At 73.8% G+C, this 21,917-nt stretch carries 21 protein-coding genes; 12 read left to right on the top strand and 9 right to left on the bottom strand.

Annotation, left to right across the window (positions count from 1 at the left end):
* The first annotated feature begins 37 nt into the window (after positions 1-37).
* A complete protein-coding gene (locus G8D98_RS00280) occupies positions 38-1,231 on the top strand; it encodes a dipeptidase (RefSeq protein ID WP_166097614.1) in 1,194 nt (397 codons plus the stop codon).
* A 13-nt stretch (positions 1,232-1,244) separates the two neighbouring features.
* On the opposite strand, the gene G8D98_RS00275 is transcribed toward G8D98_RS00280, so the two are convergent.
* The 4 genes from G8D98_RS00275 to dapA form a co-directional block, all read right to left on the bottom strand.
* The gene (locus G8D98_RS00275; RefSeq protein WP_166097612.1) at positions 1,245-1,961 is read right to left on the bottom strand and encodes a two pore domain potassium channel family protein; all 717 of its coding nucleotides are present in this window, start codon (positions 1,959-1,961) and stop codon (positions 1,245-1,247) included.
* Between the two features lie 44 nt (positions 1,962-2,005).
* A complete protein-coding gene (locus G8D98_RS00270) occupies positions 2,006-4,744 on the bottom strand; it encodes an FtsK/SpoIIIE family DNA translocase (protein WP_166097610.1) in 2,739 nt (912 codons plus the stop codon).
* 352 nt (positions 4,745-5,096) lie between these two features.
* Entirely contained in the window at positions 5,097-6,782 is a 1,686-nt protein-coding gene (locus tag G8D98_RS00265) for a ribonuclease J (RefSeq protein WP_166097607.1), read from the bottom strand.
* Complete coding sequence (gene dapA / locus G8D98_RS00260; protein WP_166097605.1) at positions 6,779-7,675, bottom strand: 4-hydroxy-tetrahydrodipicolinate synthase; 897 nt, start codon at positions 7,673-7,675, stop codon at positions 6,779-6,781. Before dapA ends, G8D98_RS00265 begins: the two co-directional genes overlap by 4 nt.
* 84 nt (positions 7,676-7,759) lie before the next feature.
* Between dapA and G8D98_RS00255 the strand changes: the two genes are divergently transcribed.
* From G8D98_RS00255 to G8D98_RS00230, 6 genes are read left to right on the top strand one after another with little or no spacing between them, the layout of a single operon-like run.
* A complete protein-coding gene (locus tag G8D98_RS00255; RefSeq protein WP_166097602.1) occupies positions 7,760-8,569 on the top strand; it encodes a thymidylate synthase in 810 nt (269 codons plus the stop codon).
* The gene (locus G8D98_RS00250; protein ID WP_166097599.1) at positions 8,566-9,033 is read left to right on the top strand and encodes a dihydrofolate reductase; all 468 of its coding nucleotides are present in this window, start codon (positions 8,566-8,568) and stop codon (positions 9,031-9,033) included. The genes G8D98_RS00255 and G8D98_RS00250 overlap by 4 nt, the downstream gene beginning before the upstream one ends.
* Before the next feature lie 32 nt (positions 9,034-9,065).
* Complete coding sequence (locus G8D98_RS00245; protein WP_166097597.1) at positions 9,066-9,797, top strand: enoyl-CoA hydratase-related protein; 732 nt, start codon at positions 9,066-9,068, stop codon at positions 9,795-9,797.
* The gene (locus tag G8D98_RS00240; RefSeq protein WP_166097594.1) at positions 9,797-10,399 is read left to right on the top strand and encodes a GNAT family N-acetyltransferase; all 603 of its coding nucleotides are present in this window, start codon (positions 9,797-9,799) and stop codon (positions 10,397-10,399) included. Before G8D98_RS00245 ends, G8D98_RS00240 begins: the two co-directional genes overlap by 1 nt.
* Positions 10,396-11,145, top strand: coding sequence for an AzlC family ABC transporter permease (locus tag G8D98_RS00235; RefSeq protein ID WP_166097590.1), 750 nt, complete (start codon positions 10,396-10,398; stop codon positions 11,143-11,145). Before G8D98_RS00240 ends, G8D98_RS00235 begins: the two co-directional genes overlap by 4 nt.
* Complete coding sequence (locus G8D98_RS00230) at positions 11,142-11,456, top strand: AzlD domain-containing protein (RefSeq protein ID WP_166097587.1); 315 nt, start codon at positions 11,142-11,144, stop codon at positions 11,454-11,456. The genes G8D98_RS00235 and G8D98_RS00230 overlap by 4 nt, the downstream gene beginning before the upstream one ends.
* On the opposite strand, the gene G8D98_RS00225 is transcribed toward G8D98_RS00230, so the two are convergent.
* Positions 11,433-12,134: a sirohydrochlorin chelatase gene (locus tag G8D98_RS00225; RefSeq protein WP_166097584.1), complete on the bottom strand. Its 702-nt coding sequence runs from the start codon at positions 12,132-12,134 to the stop codon at positions 11,433-11,435. The genes G8D98_RS00230 and G8D98_RS00225 overlap by 24 nt on opposite strands.
* A 7-nt stretch (positions 12,135-12,141) precedes the next feature.
* Complete coding sequence (dapB, locus tag G8D98_RS00220; protein WP_166097582.1) at positions 12,142-12,891, bottom strand: 4-hydroxy-tetrahydrodipicolinate reductase; 750 nt, start codon at positions 12,889-12,891, stop codon at positions 12,142-12,144.
* A gap of 167 nt (positions 12,892-13,058) precedes the next feature.
* Here dapB and G8D98_RS00215 point away from each other — a divergent pair, with 167 nt between their 5' ends.
* Positions 13,059-13,196: a hypothetical protein gene (locus G8D98_RS00215; protein WP_166097580.1), complete on the top strand. Its 138-nt coding sequence runs from the start codon at positions 13,059-13,061 to the stop codon at positions 13,194-13,196.
* Positions 13,197-13,262: 66 nt separating this feature from the next.
* Here the strand turns inward: G8D98_RS00215 and G8D98_RS00210 are convergent, their stop codons facing one another.
* From G8D98_RS00210 to rpsO, 3 genes are all read right to left on the bottom strand, one after another.
* A complete protein-coding gene (locus G8D98_RS00210) occupies positions 13,263-13,424 on the bottom strand; it encodes a hypothetical protein (protein ID WP_166097577.1) in 162 nt (53 codons plus the stop codon).
* A 175-nt stretch (positions 13,425-13,599) separates the two neighbouring features.
* A complete protein-coding gene (locus G8D98_RS00205) occupies positions 13,600-15,975 on the bottom strand; it encodes a polyribonucleotide nucleotidyltransferase (protein ID WP_166097575.1) in 2,376 nt (791 codons plus the stop codon).
* Between the two features lie 190 nt (positions 15,976-16,165).
* On the bottom strand, positions 16,166-16,435 hold the full coding sequence (gene rpsO / locus G8D98_RS00200) for a 30S ribosomal protein S15 (RefSeq protein ID WP_166097572.1): 270 nt from the start codon (positions 16,433-16,435) through the stop codon (positions 16,166-16,168).
* A gap of 226 nt (positions 16,436-16,661) precedes the next feature.
* Between rpsO and G8D98_RS15295 the strand changes: the two genes are divergently transcribed.
* From G8D98_RS15295 to G8D98_RS00185, 4 genes are read left to right on the top strand one after another with little or no spacing between them, the layout of a single operon-like run.
* Complete coding sequence (locus G8D98_RS15295) at positions 16,662-17,147, top strand: NAD(P)H-dependent oxidoreductase subunit E (RefSeq protein WP_229661724.1); 486 nt, start codon at positions 16,662-16,664, stop codon at positions 17,145-17,147.
* Positions 17,144-18,724, top strand: a complete 1,581-nt coding sequence (locus G8D98_RS00195) for a formate dehydrogenase beta subunit (RefSeq protein WP_205859656.1) — start codon at positions 17,144-17,146, stop codon at positions 18,722-18,724. The genes G8D98_RS15295 and G8D98_RS00195 overlap by 4 nt, the downstream gene beginning before the upstream one ends.
* Complete coding sequence (gene fdhF, locus G8D98_RS00190) at positions 18,721-21,594, top strand: formate dehydrogenase subunit alpha (protein ID WP_166097567.1); 2,874 nt, start codon at positions 18,721-18,723, stop codon at positions 21,592-21,594. The genes G8D98_RS00195 and fdhF overlap by 4 nt, the downstream gene beginning before the upstream one ends.
* The gene (locus G8D98_RS00185) at positions 21,591-21,848 is read left to right on the top strand and encodes a formate dehydrogenase subunit delta (protein WP_166097564.1); all 258 of its coding nucleotides are present in this window, start codon (positions 21,591-21,593) and stop codon (positions 21,846-21,848) included. Before fdhF ends, G8D98_RS00185 begins: the two co-directional genes overlap by 4 nt.
* The last annotated feature ends 69 nt before the right edge of the window (positions 21,849-21,917 follow it).

Below are 21,917 nucleotides of genomic sequence, written 5' to 3'. Positions count from 1 at the left end.
CGCGGCTGACCCCGCGGCCCCCGGTAGGGTCGCGCGCATGCCCGAGCACACGAGCGAGCGGATCCGCGCGCTGCTGCGCGACCACCCGGTCCTCGACGGCCACAACGACCTGCCGTGGGAGGCGCGCGAGCGCGTCGGCTACGACTGGGGCCGGCTGGACCTGGCCGCCGGAGGTCTCCCGACCCACACCGACCTGCCCCGCCTGCGCGAGGGCGGCGTGGGCGCGCAGTTCTGGTCGGTCTTCGTGCCGGCGACCCTCCAGGGCGACGCCGCGCTGGCGGCCACCCTCGAGCAGGTCGACGCGGTCCACTCGATGGTCCGCCGCTACCCGCGCGACCTGGCCCTGGCCACCTCCCGCCGCGAGGTGGAGGCCGCCGTGGCCCGCGGACGGGTGGCCTCGCTCATGGGGGCCGAGGGCGGGCACAGCATCGACTCCTCGCTCGGGACGCTGCGGATGCTCTTCGCGCTCGGCGTGCGCTACCTCACCCTGACGCACAACGACAACGTGCCGTGGGCCGACTCCGCGACCGACGAGCCCTGCCACGGCGGCCTGACCACGTTCGGGCGGGAGGTCGTGCGGGAGATGAACCGGCTCGGGATGCTCGTCGACCTCTCCCACGTCGCGGCCACGACGATGCACGACGCCCTCGACGTCGCCGAGTCCCCGGTGCTCTTCTCGCACTCCTCGGCCCGGGCCGTCTGCGACCACCCCCGCAACGTGCCCGACGACGTCCTCGAGCGGCTCACGGCCAACGGCGGGGTCTGCCTCGTGACGTTCGTGCCGAAGTTCGTCAGCCCCGCGGTGCGCGAGTGGGACCTCGAGGCGGCCGACGCGGCGCTCGCCGCCGGCGTCTCTCCCGCCGACCACGTGGCGTACACGGCGTTCGCGGCTGCCCGCCGACGCACCCACCCCGCACCGCAGGCCACGGTCGCGGACGTCGTGGCGCACTGCGAGCACGTCCGGGAGGCCGCCGGGGTCGAGCACGTCGGGCTCGGCGGCGACTACGACGGCGTCGACGTCCAGCCGGTGGGGCTCGAGGACGTGCGCGGGTACCCCCGGCTGCTCGCCGCGCTCGCCGAGCGCGGCTGGAGCGACGCCGACCTCGCCGCACTGACCAGCGGCAACGCCCTGCGGGTCCTCGGCGAGGCCGAGGAGCGCGCCGGGGCCCTCGCCGCCACCCGGGGCCCGTCGCTGGCCCGGATCGAGGACCTCGACGGGGTCCCGGCCTGACCGGCGGGCCGGGTCACTGCCGGGCGCGCATCACCGTGAGGGCGACGAGCCGGGAGATGACCATCGCGACGTAGAGCACGCCGCCGAGCTGCTCGATCGTCACCACGGCCCGGGCCTGCGGGCGCACCGGCCCGACGTCCGAGAGCCCGACGCTCGTGAGGTTGGCGCCGGAGAAGTAGAGCAGCTCGAGCAGGCTGCGCTGCCCGGGCCCGTCGACCGAGGTGAACGAGTGCGGCCAGACCTCCTGGATGGCCAAGAAGACGTAGGCGAAGGCGAAGACGAGGACCGTGAAGCAGGCGCCGACGGCGAACAGCTCGTCCTTGGTGACCCAGGCGTCCTCGAACATGTACGAGATGAGCGCGTAGGCCGTGTAGACGTAGAAGACCGCGAGGGCCGTGTGGGCCAGCACGAGCACGAGCGACTCCGGGCTGAGGATGCTCCACACCTCGAAGACGGCAGCGGGGAGCGCGAAGATCACCGACAGCCAGGTCAGGGCCGGCGTGCTGCGCACGGTGAACACCGCCGCGGTGACCGCAGCGAGGCTGAGCAGGGAGATGAGCGCCCGGCCCAGGCCCGTGCTCTGGGGGCCGCTGTCCTGGAGGAAGGGCAGCAGGAGGATGACGAGCACCTGGGCCATCAGGAGGAAGGCCGAGGGCTGCTTGCGCAGCGTCGCCCGCCACCGGCCCCACGTCGAGGCCGGCTCCTGGAGCTCGTCCCACATCACCGCCATGGCCGACACCGTAGTCCCCGGGCGGCGCCCGGCGGGGATGCCGGTCAGCGCCGGCCGGTGAGGTCCCAGGCGTCCTCGGAGCCGTCCTCGCCGTCGCCGTGGTCGACGGCGACCGGGTAGCGGTCGAGGTCCTCGGCGACGGCGTCGACCCCGTAGCGCACGACGGGCACCTCCGCGGTGTCCTCGCCGCTCGGACCGGCAGGCGGGGTCGCACCCCCGGGCGCGGCCGCCCGGGCGAGGGTGTGGGCGTCGCCGTCCATCGCCTCGCCGTCGAACGGCTCCTCGGCCTCGGGGACGTCCTCGCCGCGCAGCAGCGCCAGGGTGGTCGGCAGGTCCTCGGCCTTGACGAGCACGTCGCGCGCCTTGGAGCCCTCGCTCGGGCCGACGACGCCACGCGACTCGAGCAGGTCCATGAGCCGGCCGGCCTTGGCGAAGCCGACCCGCAGCTTGCGCTGGAGCATCGAGGTGGACCCGAACTGGGTCGTCACGACGAGCTCGGTCGCCTGGAGCAGCAGGTCGAGGTCGTCGCCGATGTCGTCGTCGACCTGCTTCTTCGGCGCGGCGACGGTGACGTCCTCGCGGTAGGCCGGCGCGAGCTGGCCCTTGACGTGCCCGACGACGCCGTGGATCTCGGACTCGGTCACCCACGCGCCCTGGACGCGCATCGGCTTGCTCGCGCCCATCGGCAGGAAGAGCGCGTCGCCCTGGCCGATGAGCTTCTCGGCGCCGGGCTGGTCGAGCACGACCCGGCTGTCGGCGAGCGAGGAGGTGGCAAACGCCATCCGGGAGGGCACGTTGGCCTTGATCAGGCCGGTGACCACGTCGACCGAGGGTCGCTGGGTCGCCAGGACGAGGTGGATGCCCGCCGCCCGGGCGAGCTGGGTGATCCGGACGATCGACTCCTCGACGTCGCGGGGGGCGACCATCATCAGGTCGGCGAGCTCGTCGACGATGACGAGCAGGTACGGGTAGGGCGCGATGACCCGCTCCGAGCCCGGCACGGGCGAGACCTTGCCGGCCCGCACCGCCTTGTTGAAGTCGTCGATGTGCTTGAAGCCGAACTGCGCGAGGTCGTCGTAGCGGGTGTCCATCTCCCGCACGACCCACTGGAGGGCCTCCGCGGCCTTCTTCGGGCTCGTGATGATCGGGGTGATCAGGTGCGGGATGCCTTCGTAGGCGGTCAGCTCCACCCGCTTGGGGTCGACGAGGACGAGGCGAACCTCGTCCGGGGTGGCCCGCATGAGGACCGAGACGATGAGCGAGTTGACGAAGCTGGACTTGCCCGCGCCGGTGGCCCCGGCGACGAGCATGTGCGGCATCTTGGCGAGGTTGGCGATGACGTACCCGCCCTCGACGTCCTTGCCGACGCCCATGACCATGGGGTGCTCGGTCCCGCGGGCCACCTGGCTGCGCAGCACGTCCCCGAGGCTCACCTTCTCGCGGTCGGTGTTGGGGATCTCGATGCCGATCGCGGACTTGCCGGGGATCGGCGAGAGGATGCGCACGTCGGCGCTCGCGACCGCGTAGGCGATGTTGCGCGAGAGGGCGGTCACCCGCTCGACCTTGATCCCGGGGCCGAGCTCGACCTCGTAGCGGGTGACCGTCGGCCCGCGGGTGAACCCGGTCACCTGGGCGTCGATGTCGAACTGCTCGAGCACCTGGGTGAGCGCCTCGACGACCCGGTCGTTGGCCGCGCTGCGCGTCTTGTGCGGGCTGCCGGCCGAGAGGATCCCGGAGTCGGGCAGGGCGTAGGTGACGTCGCCGGCGAGCGAGAGCTGCTCGACGCGCTGGGGAAGCTGCGAGGTGGGCGGGGCCTCCAGGGAGGTCTTGGCGGCCGCCGCGGAGGGGGCGAGCCCGGCGGACCCGGCCGGGTCTCCCCCGGCAGCCGCGGCGTCGGGCGCGGCGGGCCGCTTCTGGCCCGGCCGCAGCCGCTTGCCGGTCCGGGGGTCGACGGCGACGGCCTGCTCGAAGGCCTCGCGCTCGGCGACCTCGTCGGTCTCGGGCGTCCGGCGGGGGCGCCGGCGCCGCGGTTCCGGCTCCGGTTCCGGGTCCTCGGCGGTGGCCGGCTGGGCACCGGTGAGCCGGTCGGCGACCTCGCGCAGCCGCTGCGGTACCTGGTGCAGCGGGGTCGCGGTGAGGACGAGGACCCCGAAGAGTCCGAGGAGCAGCAGGAGGGGCACGGTGCCGTACACCGAGACCGCGGCCTCGAGCGGGCTGGAGGCGAGGAAGCCGATGATGCCCCCCGCGGCCCGCATGCCGTCCGCCCCCTCGGGCGGGGTCGGGATGCCGGCCGAGACGTGCACGAGGCCACAGGTGGCGAAGGTCAGCGCGACCGTGCCCACCGCCATCCGCGAGGTGGCCGCGTCGTCGGCGGGAGCGCGCAGGATGCGCAGCCCGAACGCGAGGAGCACGAGCGGGGCGGCGTACCCGACCTTGCCGAGGGTGCCGGCGACCACGGCGTGGACGATGGTCCCCACCGCGCCGGGCATCCCCCACCACTCCCGCGAGGCGACGACGACGGCGAGGGCGACGAGCAGCAGCCCCACCCCGTCACGACGGTGCTCGGGCTCGAGGTCGCGGCCGGTGTCGCCGACCTTGCGCGCCACGGCGCCGGTCGCGTGGGCCAGGCCCATCCACGTGCTCTGGGCGGCCCGCAGCGGCAGCGGGAGCCCCCCCTTGGGTGGGGTGCGCCGCCGGGCCCGGGGCGCCGCCGACCCCGAGCGGCTCGCGGGGCGTCGGGTGCCGCCGCGGGCGCGCGAGGTCGTGGACGTGCGTGTCGCCATGCCCGCAGGCTACGCGAGAGTCACACAGGACTCACGCGTCACACGCGGAGCACCGCCACGCCAGACAGGAGTGCGGCGTCCCGCTCGACCCCTGTCTTCGAGTGGGACGCCGCACCTGCCGGCCCCGTGGAAGGGTCGAGGCCGGCACCTGTGTCTCCCACCCTGGGAGCCCCCCGCCGAAGCGGGGGACGCGCTGGGCGGATGGGGGACCTCCGGGGCGGGCGAAGAGCCCTGCCCGGAGAGTGGCTTGACCCTGCGCTGACTCCCACTTTACTAACTCTTTACTGTTGGCACGTGCTCATCGGCGAAAAAAGATCCGAGAACCTGCCGGCCGCCCGTCGCTCGGGCGGGCTCAGGCCTCGATGACCGTCGGGATGATCATCGGCCGCCGGCGGATCCTGCGCCCCACCCAGGTGCCGAGGGTCCGGCGGACGACCTGCTGGAGCTGGTAGGAGTCGGTGACCCCCTGGGCGGTCGCCTGGGCCAGCGCCTCCTCGATGCGGGGCCGGACCTCGTCGAAGACGATGTCGTCGGGGGTGAACCCGCGCGCGATGATCTCCGGCCCGGCGACGAGCTTCCCGCTGCTGGAGTCGACGACGACCACCACCGAGATGAACCCCTCGTCGCGCAGGATCCGACGGTCCTTGAGCAGGGTCTCGTCCGCCTCGCCGACCGAGGACCCGTCGACGTACACGTAGCCGCACTCGACCGCACCGGCCACCCGGACCCGCCCGCCCACGAGGTCGACGGCGACGCCGTCCTCGACGACGACGACCCCCCGGGGGTGCACCCCGGTCTGGACCGCGAGCTCGGCGTTGGCCTTGAGGTGGCGCCACTCCCCGTGCACCGGCAGCACGTTGCGCGGCTTGACGATGTTGTAGCAGTAGAGCAGCTCGCCGGCGCTGGCGTGCCCGGAGACGTGCACCTTCGCGTTGCCCTTGTGGACGACGGTCGCGCCGAGCCGCATCAGGCCGTTGATCACGCGGTAGACGGCGTTCTCGTTGCCGGGGATGAGCGAGGAGGCGAGCAGGACGGTGTCGCCCTCCCCCACCTCGATCCGGTGGTCGCGGTTGGCCATCCGCGAGAGGGCGGCCATCGGCTCGCCCTGGCTCCCCGTGCACACGAGGACGACCTTGCGGTCGGGCAGGTCGTCGAGCGCCTTGACGTCGACGAGCACGCCGTCGGGCACGTGCAGGTAGCCCAGCTCGGCGGCGATGCCCATGTTGCGCACCATCGAACGGCCGATGAGTGCCACCTTGCGGCCGGCCTTGGACGCGGCGTCGAGCACCTGCTGGACCCGGTGGACGTGCGAGGAGAAGCAGGCGACGATGATCCGCCGCTCGGCGTGCCGGAAGACCTTGTCGATGGCCGGCGCGATCTCCCGCTCGGGGGTGGTGAAGCCGGGGACCTCGGCGTTGGTGCTGTCGGTGAGGAACAGGTCGACACCCTCCTCCCCGAGCCGGGCGAAGGCGCGCAGGTCGGTCAGGCGCCCGTCGAGCGGGAGCTGGTCCATCTTGAAGTCACCGGTGTGCAGCAGGGTCCCCCCGGAGGTGCGCACGCACACCGCGAGCGCGTCGGGGATGGAGTGGTTCACGGCGACGAACTCGCAGTCGAACACCCCGAGCCGCTCCCGGGCCCCTTCGGCCACCCCGAGGGTGAACGGGGTGATCCGGTGCTCCTTGAGCTTGGCCTCGACGAGCGCCAGGGTCAGCTGCGAGCCGACGAGCGGGATGTCCGGCTTGAGGCGCAGCAGGTAGGGCACCGCCCCGATGTGGTCCTCGTGGCCGTGGGTGAGGACGATGGCCTGCACCTGCTCGAGGCGGTCCTCGATCGAGGAGAAGTCCGGCAGGATGAGGTCGATCCCCGGGTGGTGGTCGTCGGGGAAGAGGACGCCGCAGTCGATGACGAGCAGCTGCCCCTCGTGCTCGACGACCGTCATGTTGCGGCCGATCTCGCCGAGGCCGCCGAGGGGGGTCACCCGGACGCCTCCGGGGGCGAGCGGGGCGGGGGTGTCCAGGTCGGGGTGGGGGTGGCTCATGAGTCCTTCGGGGTGGGGAGGGTGGCCAGGGCCGTGCGGAGCAGCGCGAGGTGCTCGGGCGGCGACTCGACCAGGGGCAGGCGGACGGTGGCGTGCTCGAGGACGCCGAGCTCGACGAGCGCGGCCTTGGCCATGATCGCGCCCTGCGAGGTGGTCATGAGCGCCTCGACGACGGGCACGAGGCCGGCGTGCAGCCGCCGCGCGCTCACCAGGTCGCCGCGGTCGACGGCCTCGACCATCGCCCGGTAGTGCGCACCGGCGACGTGGCCGACGACCGAGACCACGCCGGTGGCCCCCAGGGCGAGCAGCGGCAGGTTGAGCGCGTCCTCACCGCTGAACCACAGCAGGTCGGTCGCGGCCATCGCGCGGGTCGCCGCCCACAGGTCGCCCTTGGCGTCCTTGACGGCGAGCACGCGGGGATGCTCGGCGAGGGCGAGCAGCGTCTCGTGGGCGAACGCGATGCCGGTGCGCCCGGGGATGTCGTAGAGCATGACCGGCAGGTCGGTGGCGTCGGCCACCGCACGACAGTGGGCGACGAGGCCGGGCTGGGTGGGCTTGTTGTAGTACGGCGAGACGAGCAACAGACCCTCGGCCCCGGCCCGGGCCGCCTCGGTGGCCATGTGGACGGCGTGCGCGGTGTCGTTGGACCCGACACCCGCCACCACCCGGGCTCGCCCGGCCGCGGCCCGGGAGACCCGGGCGACCGTCGCGATGCTCTCCTCGTCGGTGAGCGTCGAGGCCTCCCCCGTCGTGCCGTTGACGACGAGCCCGTCGTGGCCGGTCGCGAGCAGGTGCTCGACGAGGGCCTCGAGACCACCCTCGTCGACCGCCCCGCCCGGCACCATCGGCGTGACCATCGCGGTGAGGACCCGGCCGAAGGGTGAGGGAGGCATGCCCTCCAGCGTAGTGCTCGCCCGCGCGGGCCGGCCCACCCGTCGGGCGACCGGTGAGTCGGCGGTGCCGAGTAGTCTCGCGGCGTGCGCCAGTACCTCGACCTGCTCGACCACGTCGCCAGCCACGGTGTGCGCAAGTCCGACCGCACCGGCACCGGGACACGCAGCGTCTTCGGGTACCAGATGCGCTTCGACCTCACCGCCGGCTTCCCCGTCCTCACCACCAAGCGGCTGCACCTGCGCTCGATCATCGGGGAGCTGCTGTGGTTCCTGCGCGGCGACACCAACGTGCGCTGGCTGCAGGAGCGCGGCATCACCATCTGGGACGAGTGGGCCGACGAGCACGGCGACCTCGGGCCGGTCTACGGGCACCAGTGGCGCTCCTGGCCGACGCCGGACGGCCGCACGGTCGACCAGATCGCCGCCGTCCTGGAGTCCCTGCGGACCAACCCCGACTCGCGCCGGCACCTCGTCTCGGCCTGGAACGTGGCCGAGGTCGAGGCGATGGCCCTGCCGCCGTGCCACACGATGTTCCAGTTCTACGTCCGCCCCGCCGACGACGGCGGCCCGGCCCACCTGGACTGCCAGCTCTACCAGCGCAGCGCCGACGTCTTCCTCGGGGTCCCCTTCAACATCGCGAGCTACGCGCTGCTCACGATGATGGTCGCCCAGCAGACCGACCTGCGCCCCGGCGAGCTCGTCCACACCCTCGGCGACGCCCACCTCTACCTCAACCACCTCGAGCAGGCGGCGCTCCAGCGCAGCCGCGAGCCGGGCCCCCTGCCGACGATGCGGATCACCCCGCGCGAGAGCATCGACGCCTACGAGCTGGAGGACTTCGAGCTCGTCGGCTACGAGGCCCACCCCTCGATCAAGGCCCCGATCGCGGTATGACCCGCGTCTCCCTCATCGCCGCCGTCGCCCGTAACGGGGTCATCGGCTCGGGCAGCTCGCTGCCGTGGCACCTGCCCGAGGACTTCGCCTTCTTCAAGCGCACGACGATGGGCCACCCGCTCGTCATGGGGCGCCGCACCTTCGACTCCATCGGCCGGGCCCTGCCCGGGCGGCGCACCATCGTCATCACCCGCCAGCCGCACTGGTCGCACGCCGAGGTCGAGACCACCCACTCCCTCGCCGAGGCGCTCTCGCTCGCCGGGCCCGCCGACGAGGTCTTCGTCGCCGGTGGCGGTGAGGTGTACGCGGCGGCGATGCCCTACGCCCACCGGCTGCTGCTCACCGAGGTCGACCTCGAGCCCGCCGGCGACGTGCACTTCCCCCCGGTCGACCCGAGCACCTGGCGGGAGAGCGCGCGTGAGCCGCGCGAGCACTTCGCCTGGGTCACCTACGAGCGCCGCTGAGCCCCTGGCCGGTCATCGGTAGGGTCGTCGGCGTGTCCGTCCACGCCGCGCTCACCGACCACGTCGCCGTCCTCACCATCGACCGCACCCACCGCCGCAACGCCCTCGACCTGGCCACCCTCGAGGAGCTGCACGCCGCCGTCGTCTCGGCCGTGGACGCCGGGGCGCGCGCGCTCGTGGTCACCGGCGCCGAGGGCCACTTCTGCGCCGGAGCCGACCTCACCGAGCTCGAGGACGTCTCGTTCACCCGGCGGCTCGCCGAGGTCCTCGAGCACCTGGCCGGTCTCCCCCTCGTCACGGTCGCGGCCGTCGAGGGCTCGTGCATGGGCCTGGGCATGCAGCTGGCGCTCGCCTGCGACGTCCGGGTCGTCGCGGACTCCGCGCGCTTCGCCGTCCCGGTGGCGCGCCTCGGGCTCATGGTCGACCACTGGACCCTCGACCGGCTGGCCCGGGTCTGGGGCGAGGGCGCGGCCCGCCACCTCGTGCTCACCGCCGCCGTCCTCGACGCCGAGGACGCCTGGCGCCTCGGCTTCACCCAGGTGCGCGGCGGCCTCGAGGAGGCCCGCACCCTGGCGCAGCGCTGCACCGGCCTGGCGCCCCTGAGCCAGGCGGGGTCCAAGCTCGGGCTCGACACCCCCCACGACGACGCCCCGGCCGTGGCGCGCTACGAGGCGGCGTTCGCGCGGGCCTGGGCCAGTGAGGACCTCACCGAGGGCCGAGCGGCCTTCGCCGAGCGCCGCGAGCCCCGGTTCCGGGGCCACTGATGCCCGCCCCCGAGCACGGGCACGGGCACGGGCACGGGCATCCCGGCACCGGGCCGGTGGCCGACGCCAGCGTGCGCGGTGCGGGCCCGAACGACGCGCCGGCGGTCGGCCGGGTCCAGGCGGCGGTCTTCCGCGACGCCTACGCCAGGCGCCTGCCCGAGGACGTCCTCGCCCTCTTCGAGCCCGACGCGTTCGCGCGGGCCTGGCGCGAGAGCCTCGCCCACCCGCCGCCCGGGGTGCACCGGCTGCTCGTGGCCCTCGCCGGCGCCCAGGTCGTCGGCGCCCTGGCCGTGGGCCCCTCCCAGGACCCCGACGCCGACCCGGCCTGGGCCGAGGTCACCCTGCTGGCGGTCCACCCCGACGCGCGCCGCCAGGGGCACGGCTCCCGGCTGCTCAACGCCTCGGTCGACGTCCTGCGTGAGGCCGGCGCCGAGGCGGTCACGGCCTGGCTGCCCGCCGACGACGAGCACACCCGAGGCTTCCTCACCGCCTCGGGGTTCGGACCGGACGGCGCCTACCGCGACCGGGTGGTCTCCCCGGACGGGGCCACCCTGCGGGAGGTCCGTCTCCTCGTCCGGGTCGGCGAGCCGGACGAGGGATGAGCGCCGAGGGCGCCGCACCGCTGTCCGCGCAGCGCCGGCGCACCGTCCGCCGCCAGGCGCTCTCGGTCGGTGCGGCGACCGGCGCCTACGGCGTCTCCTTCGGTGCGCTGTCGGTCGCCTCGGGCCTGGACGTGTGGCAGACCCAGGCACTCTCGCTGCTGCTGTTCAGCGGCGGGTCCCAGCTCGCGCTCGTCGGGGTCCTCGGTGCCGGTGGCAGTGGCGCCGCGGCGGTCGCGACCTCGACCCTGCTCGGGGTGCGCAACGGCCTCTACGGGCTGCAGACCTCCCGCATCCTCGAGGTCCGTGGCCTGCGGCGGCTGGCGGCGGCCCAGCTGACGATCGACGAGTCGACGGCGGTCGGCGTCGGGCAGCCCGAGCCGGCGGCGCAGCGGCTCGGCTTCTGGAGCACCGGACTCGCGGTCTTCGTCGGCTGGAACCTGATGACCCTGCTCGGCGCGGTCGTCGGCAACGCCCTCGGCGACCCGCGGCGGTACGGGCTGGACGCGGCGGCCGCTGCGGCGTTCGCGGCCCTTCTGTGGCCGCGGCTGCGCAGCGCAGACGCGGCCGCGACGGCCGTTCTCGCGGGGTTCGTCGCGCTCCTGGCCAGCCCCGCCCTCCCCGCCGGCGCGCCCGTCGTCCTCGCCGCGCTCGCGGCCCTGGTGGTGGGGCTGCGCCGCGGCGGCCGCCACGAGGGGCCACCGACCTCGCGCACCGGCGAGCTGCCCGGGGCGGACCCGCTGCCGTGACGACCTGGACCACGGTGCTCCTCGCGTGCGCCGCCGCCTACGCCCTCAAGCTCGCCGGATACCTCCTCCCGGCCCGCTGGGTGCAGGACGAGCGGAGCTCACGGGTCGTCGCCCTGCTCCCGGTGGCCCTGCTCGCCGCCCTCGTCGTGGTCCAGACGCTCGTCGCCGGCGGTGGGGAGCTCGTGCTCGACGCCCGGGCTGCCGCGCTCGGCGTTGCGGTGGTCCTGCTCGCGCTGCGCGCCGACTTCCTGGTCGTCGTCGCGGCGGCCGCGCTCGTCGCGGCCGGGCTACGCGCCCTCGGCTGGGGCTGACCCGGTGGCCCGGTACCGGTCGAGCACGAGCTGGACCACCCGCGGCTCGGGCAGGAGCGGCCCGGTGACGACGTCGGCGCCGGCCTGCTCCAGGCGGCCCTGGAAGAAGCCGGGCGCCAGCAGGTAGGAGGCGAGCAGGACGCGGCGGGCACCGGCGGCACGGGCATCGGCGACGGCCCGCGCGGCGCTCGGCGACGGACCGGCCGCGTAGCCGACGCCGACCGCCGTGCCGAGCCGGGCACCGAGCATCCGGGCGGTCTGCTCCGAGTCGGCCTGGGCCCGGGGGTCGCTCGAGCCTGCAGGGGCCAGGACGACCGCGTCCCCGGGTCGCAGCCGCCGGGCCAGCCGGTCCGCGAGGACCCCCACGAGGCGCTCGTCCGGGCCGAGGGCCGGCGCGAGGAGCACGTCCGGGCGCCCCGCGACCGCCGCGGCGAGGTCGACACGCACGTGGTAGCCCGCGGCGAGCAGCAGGGGCACGACGACGCCCGCCGGCCCGCTCGCGGCGGTGGGCAGGGCGGCGACGACGTCCTCGACCCGCGGTCCGTGGACGTCGACGTAGGCCTCACGGACCTCGGTCTCCGGCGCCGCCGCCGCCACCGCGGCCACGGCGTCGGCAACGGTCGCGCGGCCGTGCGGGTCCCGGGTGCCGTGGGCGCACAGGACGAGGACGGGGCCCATCCCCGGCCTAGGCGTCGAGGCCGAGGTAGTGCTCGAGCCCGACCGTCAGCCCCGGGTGCTCGGCCACCCGGCGCACCCCGGTGAGCACGCCCGTCATGAACGAGCTGCGCTCCAGCGAGTCGTGACGCAGCGTGAGCACCTCGCCGGGGTTGCCGAGCAGCACCTCCTGGTGGGCCACGAGACCGCGCAGCCGTACCGAGTGGACCGGGACGCCGTGCAGCCGGGCGCCGCGCGCCCCGTCGGGGTCGCGGGCGGTGGCGTCCGGGGCAGGAGGCACACCGGCGTGTGAGCGGGCCTCGGCGACGAGCTCGGCCGTGCGCGCCGCGGTGCCCGAGGGAGCGTCGACCTTGTCCGGGTGGTGCATCTCGAGGATCTCCACCGACTCGAAGAACGGCGCCGCGCGGCGGGCGAGCTCCATCATCAGGACCGCGCCGACGGCGAAGTTCGGGGCCACGAGAACCCCGACTCCCGGCGCCTCCTCGAGCTGGTCGCGCAGGCGCCCCAGACGCTCCTCGTCCCACCCGCTCGTCCCCACGACGACGTGCACGCCCCGGCCGACGCAGTGCGCGACCGTGGCCGGTGACGCGTCCGGGACCGTGAGCTCGACGGCCACGTCGGCGCCGGCGAGGTCGCCGAGCTCGTCGGTGCGACCGAACCGGCCGACGAGCTCGAGGTCGTCGGCGGCCTCGACCGCGGCGCAGGCGGCCCGGCCCATCCGCCCACCGGCCCCGACGACGGCCACCTTCGTCCCACTCATGACCGCCACTGTAGCCAGCGCCGGGGCCGCGCCTCGGCGGCCGCCGGTGCCCGTGGCGGGCAGGGCCCCGGACCGCGCCGTTCGTTCACCGGAAGTTCATCTTCAGGCGAGGACTGAGGTACCCTGAAGGTGAACAGCAGATGAACGACACGGAAAGGGGGCCTGAGATGAAGAAGGTCGCACCCACGACGACCCGTACCGGCCTGGCCGTGCGCTGGGTCCCGGTGACCGACACCACGGGCCGCACGCGCATGGAGATGCGCTGGAGCGCGCCCCACCAGCTGCGCGCCCGCGCCGCCGCCTGAGCCACTCCCCCGGAGCCCGCACCCCAGCCGGTGCGGGCTCCGGTGCGTCCGGGCCGCTGCGGCGGCTCAGGCCCAGGCAGCACCGCCCTCGGGCAGCGCCACGCCGCCGTCGCGCCCGTGGTCCCTCCCGTCGACCTCGGGCGCCGCAGCGGGGGGCACCGGCTCTGGTCGGTCCGGTGGCGCGGCCGTGCCCTCGCCGACCGCCGTGTCGTCCGTCGGTTCCTCCACGGGCCACCCCTCCTCCTGCATCCACGACCACCCCCCGGCCGTCGTGCGCCCACGGTAATCCACTCCCGGACACCGCGGTGGCAGCAAGCGGACACCGACACCGACGTGCCGGGGGCACCGACGCCAGGGCCCCGGCACACCGTCGGTGTGCCGGGGCCCCTGGGCGTCGGTCGGGTCAGACGTCGGCGCTGGCGCCCTCGTCCGAGCGCTCACCACGACCGCGGCCGCCGCGGCGGCGACGGGTGCGGCGGGGCCGCTCGGACCGCTCGCCGCCCTCGCCCTCGGCGGGCTCGGCGTCGTCGGCGGCCTCGTCCACGGCCTCGTCCACGGGGGCGTTCGACGCCGGCTCGGCGTCCGCGCCACCCTCGTCGTCGGCGAGCACGGCGGCGAGGCTGAGCTTGCCGCGCGGGTCGATCTCCTTGAGCTCGACCTGGATCTTCTGGCCGACCGAGAGGACGTCCTCGACGGCGTCGATCCGCTTGCCACCGACGAGCTTGCGCACCTCGGAGATGTGCAGCAGGCCGTCCTTGCCGGGCAGGAGGGAGATGAACGCCCCGAACGTCGTCGTCTTCACGACGGTCCCGAGGAAGCGCTCGCCCACCTCCGGCATCTGCGGGTTGGCGATGGCGTTGACCGCCGCACGGGCCGCCTCGGCCGACGGGCCGTCGGTGGCGCCGATGTAGACCGTGCCGTCGTCCTCGATGGAGATGTCGGCGCCGGTGTCCTCCTGGATCTGGTTGATCATCTTGCCCTTGGGGCCGATGACCTCGCCGATCTTGTCGACCGGGACCTTCACCGAGATGACGCGCGGGGCGTACGGGGACATCTCGTCCGGGGCGTCGATCGCCTCGTGCATGACGTCGAGGATGTGCAGGCGGGCGTCACGGGCCTGGGTCAGCGCACCGGCGAGCACGTCGGCGGGGATGCCGTCGAGCTTGGTGTCGAGCTGGATGGCGGTGACGAACTCCCGCGTCCCGGCGACCTTGAAGTCCATGTCGCCGAAGGCGTCCTCGGCACCGAGGATGTCGGTGAGCGCCGCGTACTGCGTCTGCCCGTCGACCTCCGCCGAGACCAGACCCATCGCGATGCCGGCGACCGGTGCGCGCAGCGGCACCCCGGCGTTGAGCAGCGAGAGGGTCGAGGCACACACGGACCCCATCGACGTCGACCCGTTGGAGCCGAGCGCCTCGGAGACCTGCCGGATCGCGTAGGGGAACTCCTCGCGGGTGGGCAGCACCGGCATCAGGGCCCGCTCGGCGAGCGCGCCGTGGCCGATCTCGCGGCGCTTCGGGGAGCCCACCCGGCCGGTCTCACCGGTCGAGTACGGCGGGAAGTTGTAGTTGTGCATGTAGCGCTTGCGGGTCACCGGCGAGAGGGTGTCCAGCTGCTGCTCCATCCGGAGCATGTTCAGCGTCGTCACGCCCATGATCTGGGTCTCGCCGCGCTCGAAGATCGCCGAGCCGTGGGCGCGGGGCAGGACCTCGACCTCGGCGCTCAGGGCGCGGATGTCGGCGAGGCCACGGCCGTCGATGCGGACCTTGTCGCGCAGGATGCGCTCGCGCACGAGCTTCTTCTGCACGCTGCGGTAGGCGGCGGACAACTCCTTCTCGCGGCCCTCGAAGCGCTCGGCGAGGGAGGCCTTCATCGACTCCTTGATCTCGTCGATGCGGCTCTCGCGCTCGGTCTTGCCGGCGATCTGCAGCGCCGAGGCGAGGTCGGCCGAGGTGGCCTCCTCGACCGCCGCGTAGGCGTCGTCCTCGTAGTCGAGGAAGATCGGGAACTGCTCGACCGGCTTGGCGGCCTTCTCGGCCAGCTCGCTCTGGGCCTCACAGAGGACCTTGATGAACTTCTTGCTGGCCTCGAGCCCCTCGGCGACGACCTCCTCGGTCGGCGCCTGCTTGCCGCCGACGGTCACGAGGTCCCAGGTGGACTCGGTGGACTCGGCCTCGACCATCATGATCGCGACGTCGTCGCCGGCGATCCGGCCCGCGACGACCATGTCGAACGTCGAGCGCTCGATGTCGCTGAAGTTCGGGAACGCGACCCACTGGCCGTCGATGAGGCTGACGCGCACGCCGCCGATCGGGCCGGAGAAGGGCAGGCCCGAGATCTGCGTCGACGCGCTCGCGCCGTTGATGGCGAGGACGTCGTACTGGTGGTCGGGGTTGAGGGACAGGACCGTGATGACGACCTGCACCTCGTTGCGCAGACCCTTGGTGAACGTGGGGCGCAGCGGGCGGTCGATGAGCCGGCAGGTGAGGATCGCGTCGGTCGACGGGCGGCCCTCACGACGGAAGAAGCTGCCGGGGATCTTGCCCGCGGCGTACATCCGCTCCTCGACGTCGACGGTCAGGGGGAAGAAGTCGAAACCCTCGCGCGGGGACTTCCCGGCGGTGGTGGTGGACAGGAGCATCGTGTCCTCGTCCAGGTAGGCGGCGACTGCGCCTCCGGCCTGCTTGGCCAGGCGCCCGGTCTCGAACCGGACGGTACGGGTACCGAAGCTGCCGTTGTCGATGACGGCTTCGGTGGCGGTGATCTCGGGACCCTCCATGGGCCCTCCTTTTCTTCGGGTGTCGCACCGCGCGCATCGTCGTTGTGCGCGGGTGTTCCTTCGGGTGGCGCCGCGGTGCGGCGCCGGACGTGCTGACGATGTTCAGTTGTGGTTCTCCACGAGCGGCCGGGGGCCGCTCACACGAGAGGGCGGCCCCCACGCGGATGCGGGGACCGCCCTCTCGGAAGTCTCAACGGCGCAGACCGAGCCGCTTGATGAGCGAGCGGTAGCGCTCGACGTCGATGCTCTCCAGGTAGCGCAGGAGCCGGCGGCGACGGCCGACGAGCAGGAGCAGGCCACGGCGGGAGTGGTGGTCGTGCCCGTGCTGGCGGCTGTGCTCGGTGAGGTCCTTGATGCGCTGGGTGAGCAGCGCGACCTGCACCTCGGGCGAGCCGGTGTCGCCCTCGGACGTGCCGTACTCGGTGATGATCTGCTGCTTGACCTCGGTGCTCAGAGGCATGGGGCGACGACTCTCCTGTTCCTGGTGTGCTGCGCGGCGCGCCCGGGCTGGTTCACCGGGGCTCTCTGGGTCCGCGGCCGATCTCACGGCAGTGCTCAAGGCTACCAGCGGGGGTACCGACCGCCTAATCGGCCGGCCGCCCCCCGGGCGTTCGACCCCCCGCACGGCGCCTCGGCGTCGTAGTCTTCGACACCAAGGTCAGCCATGCCACAGAGAGGTGGACATCGTGCCCCAGCGAGGACCCGGCCCGGCGCCGACCGCGGCCCCCGCCGACGCCGTCCGTGCCGCGTCCGTGCGCGGCATCGCCGAGGAGCTCGCCGGCCTGCGCGGGCCCCTGCTGCCGGTCCTGCACGCCGTGCTCGAGCGGCACGGCTACGTCCACGACGACGACGTGCCGGTCATCGCCGACGTCCTCAACCTCAGCCGCGCCGACGTGCTCGGCGTCGTGAGCTTCTACCACGACTTCCGCCGCACTCCCCCGACCGCGCACCGGGTCACCCTGTGCCGCGCCGAGGCCTGCCAGGCCCGTGGCGGCGAGGCCACGTACGCGGCGGCCACCGACCGGTGGGCGGGCTCGAGCGACGTCGAGCTCGGCGAGGTCTTCTGCCTCGGCAACTGCGCGCTCGGCCCGGCCGGGACGCTCGACGGCGCCCTGCACGCCCGGCTGACCCCCGAGCGCCTCGAGGCACTCACGGCGGGGTGGGACCGGTGAGCGCCGTCGTCTGGGTGCCCTGCGACGCCGCGGCGGTCTCGGTCGGTGCCGACGCCGTGGCCGAGGCCCTCACCGCGGCCGGCGCCACGGTCCGGCGCAACGGGTCGCGCGGGATGCTCTGGCTCGAGCCGCTCGTCGAGGTCGAGACCGAGCGCGGCCGGGTCGGGTACGCGAACGTCGCGCCGGCCGAGGTGGCCGGGCTGCTCGCCGGTGACCTCGACGACGGCGAGCGCTGCGTCGGCGTCGTCGACGACTACCCGTGGCTCGCCCGCCAGCACCGGGTCTCCTTCGCCCGGGTCGGTGTCATCGAGCCCACGGACCTCGCGGCGTACCGCGAGCGGGGCGGGCTGGCCGGGCTCGAGCGGGCCCTCACCCTGAGCGGCGAGGACGTCGTGCGCGAGGTCACCGACTCCGGGCTGCGCGGCCGCGGTGGCGCCGGGTTCCCCGCCGGCATCAAGTGGGAGACCGTCCGCACGGCCGAGGCCGACGTCAAGTTCGTCTGCTGCAACGCCGACGAGGGCGACTCCGGCACCTTCGCCGACCGGATGCTCATCGAGGGCGACCCCTTCACGCTCATCGAGGGGATGACGATCGCCGCCGTCGCCACCGGGGCGAGCGAGGGCTTCGTCTACCTGCGCAGCGAGTACCCGCACGCGATCCGCACGCTGCGCCGCGCCATCGACATCGCCTACGCCCACGGCGTGCTCGGCGAGTCCGTCCTCGGCAGCGGCCGTCGGTTCGACCTCGACGTGCGGGTGGGGGCCGGGGCCTACATCTGCGGCGAGGAGACCTCGATGCTGGAGTCCCTGCAGGGCCGCCGGGGCGAGGTGCGCGCCAAGCCACCGATCCCCGCGCTGCACGGGCTCTTCGGGCGCCCGACGGTCGTCAACAACGTCCTCACACTCTCCGCCGTCCCGATGGTGCTCGCCGACGGCGGGGCGGCCTACGCCGCGCTCGGCACGGGACGCTCCCGGGGCACGCAGGTCTTCCAGCTCGCCGGCAACGTCGCCCGGGGCGGGGTCGTCGAGACCGACTTCGGCATCACGCTCGGCGAGCTCGTCGAGGGGTTCGGCGGCGGCACGGCCTCGGGCCGGCCGGTCAAGGCCGTCCAGGTCGGTGGGCCGCTCGGTGCGTACCTGCCACCCGCGAGGTTCGGGCTGCCGATGGACTACGAGGCCTTCGCCGAGGCCGGCGCCATGGTCGGGCACGGCGGCATCGTCGTGTTCGACGACTCGATGGACGCGGGGGCGATGGCCCGGTTCGCGATGGAGTTCTGCGCCAAGGAGTCCTGCGGCAAGTGCACGCCCTGCCGGATCGGCTCCACCCGCGGGGTCGAGGTCATCGACCGGATCCGCGGCGGCGTGCAGCGCGAGGCCAACCTCGTCCTCCTCGAGGACCTCTGCGCGACGATGACCAAGGGCTCGCTGTGCGCGATGGGCGGCCTGACGCCGATGCCCGTCCGCAGCGCCCTGGAGCACTTCCCCGAGGACTTCGGCGTCGACGCCGGCACGGCGGACGCCGTCGCCGGGGAGATGCCCGAGTCCGCCACGAGCACCGACGGAGGAGCCCGGCCATGACGACGAGCGAGAAGAGCGGACCGATCGCGCCGGCGGAGACGGACTACGGCACGCCGCGCGTGGCCGCGGCCGACACGGCACGCGTGACGGTCGACGGGCGCGAGGTCGAGGTCCCGGCCGGGACGTCGGTGCTGCGCGCCGCGGCCGAGGCCGGCATCGAGATCCCGAAGCTGTGCGCCACCGACTCGCTCACGGCGTTCGGCTCCTGCCGGCTCTGCCTCGTCGAGGTCGAGGGTGCCAAGGGCACCCCGGCGTCCTGCACCACCCCGTGCAGCGACGGCATGGTCGTGAGCACCCGCACCGAGCAGGTGCAGGACCTGCGCCGCAACGTCATGGAGCTCTACCTCTCGGACCACCCGACGGACTGCGACGGCTGTGCCCGCGGCAGCTGCGAGATGCAGAAGTGGGCCCGGGAGACCGGCGTGGCGCAGGTCCGCTACGGCCTCGACGGCGCGAACCACCTCCACGAGCGCACCGACGAGAGCAACCCGTACTTCGACTACGACCCCGCGGCCTGCATCGTGTGTTCGCGCTGCGTGCGGGCCTGCAGCGAGACCCAGGGCACCTTCGCCCTCACCGTCGAGGGGCGCGGCTTCGACTCGCGGGTCAGCGCCGGCGGTACCGACTTCCTGCACTCCGAGTGCGTCTCGTGTGGCGCCTGCGTGCAGGCCTGCCCGACCGACGCGCTCACCGAGCGGTCCGTCGTCCAGCTCGGGATGCCGACCCGGTCGGTCGTCACCACCTGCGCGTACTGCGGGGTGGGCTGCTCGTTCAAGGCCGAGGTGCAGGGATCGGGCGCGGACACCCGGGTCGTGCGGATGACCCCGTGGAAGGACGGCGGCGCGAACGAGGGCCACTCCTGCGTCAAGGGCCGCTTCGCGTACGGGTACGCCGGCCACGAGGACCGCCGCCTCGAGCCGATGGTGCGGGCCTCGACCGACGAGGAGTGGCGCGTCGTGTCGTGGGAGGAGGCGATCGCCACCGTCGCCGAGGGCTTCCGGCGCATCCAGGCCGAGCACGGCGTCGGGGCGGTCGGGGGCATCTCGTCCTCGCGGTGCACCAACGAGGAGGTCTACGTCGTCCAGAAGATGGTGCGCGCGGCCTTCGGCAACAACAACGTCGACACCTGCGCCCGCGTCTGCCACTCCCCCACCGGCTACGGGCTCAACCACGCCTTCGGGACCTCCGCGGGCACCCAGGACTTCCGCTCGGTCGAGCAGGCCGACGTCATCCTCCTCATCGGTGCCAACCCGACCGACGCCCACCCGGTCTTCGGCTCGCGGATGAAGAAGCGGCTGCGGGCCGGTGCGCGGATCATCGTCGCCGACCCCCGCCGCACCGACCTCGTCCGCAGCCCGCACGTGGAGGCCACCCACCACCTGCCCGTGCGGCCGGGGACGAACGTCGCGTTCGTCAACGCGATGGCCCACGTCATCGTCAGCGAGGGCCTGCTCGACGAGGAGTTCGTCCGCACCCGCACCGAGGGCGCCGACGGGTACCTGGAGTTCATCGCGCGACCCGAGCACTCCCCCGAGGCCACCGAGGACGAGACCGGCATCCCCGCCGGGGAGCTGCGGGCGGCGGCCCGGCTGTACGCCGCCGGCCCGAACTCGGCCATCTACTACGGGCTCGGGGTCACCGAGCACAGCCAGGGCTCGACGATGGTCATGGGGATGGCCAACCTCGCGATGCTCACGGGCAACCTCGGGCGCGAGGGCGTCGGGGTCAACCCGCTACGCGGGCAGAACAACGTCCAGGGCTCGTGCGACATGGGCTCCTTCCCCCACGAGCTGCCCGGCTACCGGCACGTCTCCCGGCCCGAGGTCCGCCAGGTCTTCGAGTCCAGGTGGGGAGTGAGCATCCAGCCCGAGCCCGGGCTGCGCATCCCCAACATGTTCGACGCCGCGATCGGCGGCACGTTCCGTGGCCTCTACGTCCAGGGCGAGGACATCGCCCAGTCCGACCCGAACACCCAGCACGTCGAGGCCGCGCTGCGCTCGATGGAGATGGTCGTCGTCCAGGACCTCTTCCTCAACGAGACCGCGCGGTTCGCCCACGTGTTCCTCCCGGGCACCTCCTTCCTCGAGAAGGACGGCACGTTCACCAACGCCGAGCGGCGCATCAACCGGGTCCGCCCGGTCATGCCGAGCCGGGTCGGGAAGGACGAGTGGCAGGTCGTGTGCGAGGTCGCGACGGCGATGGGCTACCCGATGTCCTACGCCTCCCCGGCGGAGATCATGGACGAGATCGCGGCCACGACCCCGACGTTCGCGGGCGTCTCGTTCGCCCGGCTCGACGCCGAGGGCTCGATGCAGTGGCCGGTGACCGAGGCGGCGCCGCACGGAACCCCCACGATGCACGTCGGCAAGTTCGTCCGCGGCCTCGGGCAGCTGACCCCGACGGTGTACGTCCCGACGACCGAGCGGGCCACCCGACGCTTCCCGCTGGTCCTGACGACCGGCCGGATCCTGTCCCAGTACAACGTCGGTGCCCAGACCCGACGCACGCCGAACTCGACGTGGCACCCCGAGGACGTGCTGGAGATCCACCCGTCCGACGCCGAGCTGCGGGGCATCCGCACCGGAGACGTCGTCGAGCTCTCCTCGCGGGTCGGGGCCACCCGGCTCACCGCGCTGGTGTCCGAGCGGATGCCGGCCGGTGTCGTCTACACGACGTTCCACCACCCGGTGACGGGGGCGAACGTCGTGACCACGGAGAACTCGGACTGGGCGACCAACTGCCCCGAGTACAAGGTGACGGCGGTGCAGGTGACCGTCGCGACGCAGGCCTCGCGCGCGCGCGCCGGTGAGGCTCCCGAGGCGTCCGCGACACCGGTGCCCGCCGGGGCGATGGCGAGACAGCGCCGGTGAGCACCGGGGAGCCGCCCGTCGTCCGGCTCGGGCACGACCTCGTCCGCAACTTCGAGTCCCTCCCGCGGGAGAAGGCGGCCGAGGAGCTCGCGACGCACATCAAGAAGTTCTGGGAGCCCCGGATGCGCCACGAGCTGCTGGCACGCATCCGGCGCGGCGACACCGACCTGCACCCCCTGCTCGTCCGGGCGGCCGAGGACCTCGTCGACGGGGACATCGACCGCGAGGAGGTCCGCGAGCCGTCCGGCGGTTGATCGTCTCCCCCCTCCCGGGAGCGCCGGCCCGACAGCCTGCACCGGCGACTCACCGGCAGCAGCACTCGG

It is taken from the genome of Phycicoccus endophyticus, from assembly GCF_011326735.1.
Lineage (GTDB): Bacteria > Actinomycetota > Actinomycetes > Actinomycetales > Dermatophilaceae > Phycicoccus > Phycicoccus endophyticus.
Note: the sequence above shows the minus strand (reverse complement) of the source record. Positions and strands in the feature narration are given on the sequence as shown.